This is a genomic window from Erythrobacter sp., from assembly GCF_038133525.1.
Taxonomy (GTDB): Bacteria; Pseudomonadota; Alphaproteobacteria; order Sphingomonadales; family Sphingomonadaceae; genus Qipengyuania.
The window spans coordinates 8,750-12,142 of sequence record NZ_JAYPTL010000056.1; the positions used below are offsets into that span (position 1 = coordinate 8,750).

A 3,393-nucleotide genomic window follows, 5' to 3' on the forward strand; every position below is an offset into this window, starting at 1 on the left:
AGAAGATCGTCGCGATCACGGTCGACAAGGATCTGGCTGGCCCGATTATGGAGGAAGGCTTCGTCAAGGCCGAGGTGGTCGAACCGCGCCGGATCGAGATCACCTATGATCGCGACAAGGCCAGTGCCGGGCAGGTGCTCGCGCTGGTGCAGGGCCATGGTTATGCAATCGAAGACGTGACCACCCGCGAGGCGGACCTGGAGGACGTTTTCGTCCAGCTGACCGGGGCGGGATAGCTCGCGCGCATTGGTAACCCCTGGCCGGTGCCAGCCGTATCCGTGATCAGAAGGGCTGTGTCGCGGCCCATGGGAGACCGCTGATGTTCACCAGCGCAATACTGATCCTGCAGCTTGGGGCAGTGTCACCTTCTATCCCGCTTGAGCAGGCTCTCAGGGCACAGGACCTGCACGATGCCGATCCGCAAGCATGTCGTGCAGCGGGTCTGTCGGTCCAGGTGCTCGGTTCGGGCGGACCCGTGGCAGAGGGGCCGCGCGCAGGGACCAGTTACCTCGTCCGGGTGGATGGCGTGCCTCGGTTGCTGGTGGATATCGGTTCGGGAGCCTATCTGCGATTTGCCGAAGCCGGCGCGAGCCTCTCAGAGCTTGATGGCATCCTGCTGACGCATCTTCATGCCGACCATTCGGGCGATCTCGTCAGCGTGCTGATGAGTGGCGGCTTTGAAGATCGCACTGCGCCGCTTTCACTGCTCGGGCCGGATGCCGCGCCTCGTTTCCCTGCCGCCAGCCATTTCCTTGCAAGCCTGTTCGCCCACGATGGGGGCCCCTATTCCTATCTCGGCGGGTATCTCGACGGGACCGAAGGCAAACCCTTGCTGAAACCGAGCGACGTGCCGACCGCCAATGGCGATGCCGCGCCGGTCACATTTCAGTTTGCGCATAATCTCACGGTTACCGCTTTGCCCGTGCATCATGGCGCAGTTCCGGCACTGGGCTACCGCATCCAGCTCGGCGAACAGAGCGTGGTGATAACCGGAGATCAGAGTGCTTTTTCCGAGGGCTTCGAGCGCTCCTTGGCGGGTAGCAGGCCCCAACTGCTCTTCGCACACCACGTGATCCCCGAGGGCCCCGGCCAACCTCGCGGACTGCATCGCGCGCCGGAATCGATCGGCGAGTTGGCGGTGAAACTGGGGGCCGGACGGCTGGTGCTTGCGCACAATATGAACCGGTCATTGGCCAGCTTAGACGAAGGGTTGGCCGCCATCGGGATGAATTACGCCGGGCCCGTCTCGGTCGCCTTTGACCTCGATTGCTACGCGCCGTGACCTGCCGGTCTATTTCCCGCGATAGGGTAGACCTGCGTCGCGAACCTTCTGGACAGCCCACAGGTGCGGCTCGATCTCTTCCATCGGCGTCTTGCAGCTGCGGCAGCGGCCAACATGCGCGCCGTGCACGCGCCGTGTGTCCTTGCGATCGACCCTGTGGTGGCCAAGCGCGCAGGCGATAATGCCCAGTTTCATTGTCGTGCGACCCTTCCCTTGCGTAACCCCTGCCTGATCGCCGTTAACCAAACGCTGGGTTCCGGGAAGTGTAGAATCGGCAGGGCGTTCCGTGCTTGCCGCGCACCGAATGCAGATGCATGACGCGCCCATGACACACGCACATGATGTTCTGGTCATCGGGTCTGGCGCAGCCGGTCTTACTGCCGCACTGGCTTTGGCGCAGGAACGCAAGGTGCTTGTCCTCGCCAAGGGCAAGCTGACCAGCGGATCGACTGCCTGGGCGCAAGGTGGCATCGCGGCCGTGCTCGATGCGGGCGATACCTTCGAGAACCATATCCGTGATACGATGGTCGCTGGGGCAGGTCTCAACGATCGCGAGACTGTCGAATTCGTGATCGAGCGCGCACCCGCGGCGATCGACCGCCTCTGCGAATTGGGCGTACCCTTCAACCGCGACCATGGCGACCTGCACCTGACCCGTGAAGGCGGCCATTCGCACCGCCGGATCGTGCATGTGAATGACGCCACCGGCTGGGCGGTGCAGGCGGCGCTGCTCAAGGCGGCCGAGGAAAACCCGAACATCACCTTGCTGCCCAACCAGAGCTGCATCGATCTCGTCACCGGGCGCAACCAGGTGGATTACTCGGGCTCGGGCCGGGTCTGGGGTGCCTATGCGCTCGACGAGGAAAGCGGCGAAGTCGTGACGCATGTTGCACGTGCGACAGTGCTGGCGGCCGGTGGCGCGGGCCGTGTCTACCTGTTCTCGACATCCCCGCGCGGGGCGACGGGCGACGGGATCGCCATGGCCTGGCGTGCGGGTGCGCGCGTCTCCAACATGGAGATGATGCAGTTCCATCCGACCTGTCTCTACAATCTCGAGGTCAAGAACTTCCTCATCACCGAGGCGGTGCGCGGCGAGGGTGGGCGGCTGTTCAACCCGGTCACGGGCGAGCGCTATATGGAGAAGTACGACCCCGAGCGCATGGAACTTGCCCCGCGCGACGTCGTGGCGAGGGCAAACGACGATCAGATCAAGCGCTACGGCCTCGACTACGTCCATCTCGATATCAGCCACCAGCCGCCCGAATTCGTGATGGAGCATTTCCCCACGATTCACGAGAAGCTGCTGGGGCTGGGCATCGACATGACCAAGGAGCCGATTCCGGTGGTCCCGGCGCAGCATTATACCTGCGGCGGCGTGAAGGCTGGGCTCGATGCGCGAACTGACCTGCCCGGCCTGTGGGCTGCCGGCGAATGTACCGAGAGTGGATTGCACGGCGCCAATCGCCTGGCCTCGAACAGCCTGCTCGAATGCTTCGTGTTCGGCGAGGCGGCGGCGAAGGATATCCTGGCCAGTTGGGATCAACTCGATGATCCCCCGGCAATCCTGTCGTGGGACGAAAGCCGCGTGACCGATTCCGATGAAGAGGTCGTGATCAAGCAGAACTGGACAGAGATCCGCCGGTTCATGTGGAACTATGTCGGAATCGTGCGGACCACGAAGCGGCTGGAACGGGCCGCGCATCGCATCCGCATGCTGCGCGACGAGGTTGAGGACTATTACGGCCACTTCCGCGTGACCACCGACCTGATTGAGCTGCGCAACCTGCTCGAATGCGCCGATCTGATTGTGACGAGCGCCTTGAAGCGCCACGAAAGCCGCGGGCTGCACTTCACGCTGAACTATCCCCACATCGATCCTGTGCCACGCGATACGGTGTTGGTTCCCTAAAGCGACAGGTCAGATTTCGATGCTGCTCCCGCCGAGGCTCCAGTCCGCCTTGAGCATCCAGTCGTCCAGCGCGAAGTGGCGGACCACTGCCAGTGGGATCGGCTCAAGAAAGAAGACGCCCACGCTCTCGCCCATTTGCCAGGATATCTCGCCGCGAAGAGTCAGATCTTGAACGATCTCGATTTCGACAAGGGTTCCCATC

At 63.0% G+C, this 3,393-nt stretch carries 4 protein-coding genes and 1 pseudogene; 3 read left to right on the plus strand and 2 right to left on the minus strand.

What is annotated here, in order from left to right; translation table 11 throughout:
• Both AAFM29_RS13600 and AAFM29_RS13605 read left to right on the plus strand, forming a co-directional pair.
• Window positions 1–236: pseudogene (locus AAFM29_RS13600) on the plus strand (ABC transporter ATP-binding protein); the annotation flags it as partial.
• An 83-nt stretch (window positions 237–319) separates the two neighbouring features.
• Complete coding sequence (locus tag AAFM29_RS13605) at window positions 320–1,282, plus strand: MBL fold metallo-hydrolase (RefSeq protein ID WP_341713330.1); 963 nt, start codon at window positions 320–322, stop codon at window positions 1,280–1,282.
• A gap of 9 nt (window positions 1,283–1,291) precedes the next feature.
• On the opposite strand, the gene AAFM29_RS13610 is transcribed toward AAFM29_RS13605, so the two are convergent.
• Window positions 1,292–1,477, minus strand: coding sequence for a hypothetical protein (locus AAFM29_RS13610; protein WP_341713331.1), 186 nt, complete (start codon window positions 1,475–1,477; stop codon window positions 1,292–1,294).
• Between the two features lie 130 nt (window positions 1,478–1,607).
• On the opposite strand from AAFM29_RS13610, the gene nadB reads away from it, so the two are divergent.
• Window positions 1,608–3,191, plus strand: a complete 1,584-nt coding sequence (gene nadB / locus AAFM29_RS13615) for an L-aspartate oxidase (protein ID WP_341713332.1) — start codon at window positions 1,608–1,610, stop codon at window positions 3,189–3,191.
• Window positions 3,192–3,200: 9 nt separating this feature from the next.
• Here the strand turns inward: nadB and AAFM29_RS13620 are convergent.
• The coding region (locus AAFM29_RS13620; protein ID WP_341713333.1) for a hypothetical protein at window positions 3,201–3,393 on the minus strand (193 nt) is incomplete at its 5' end.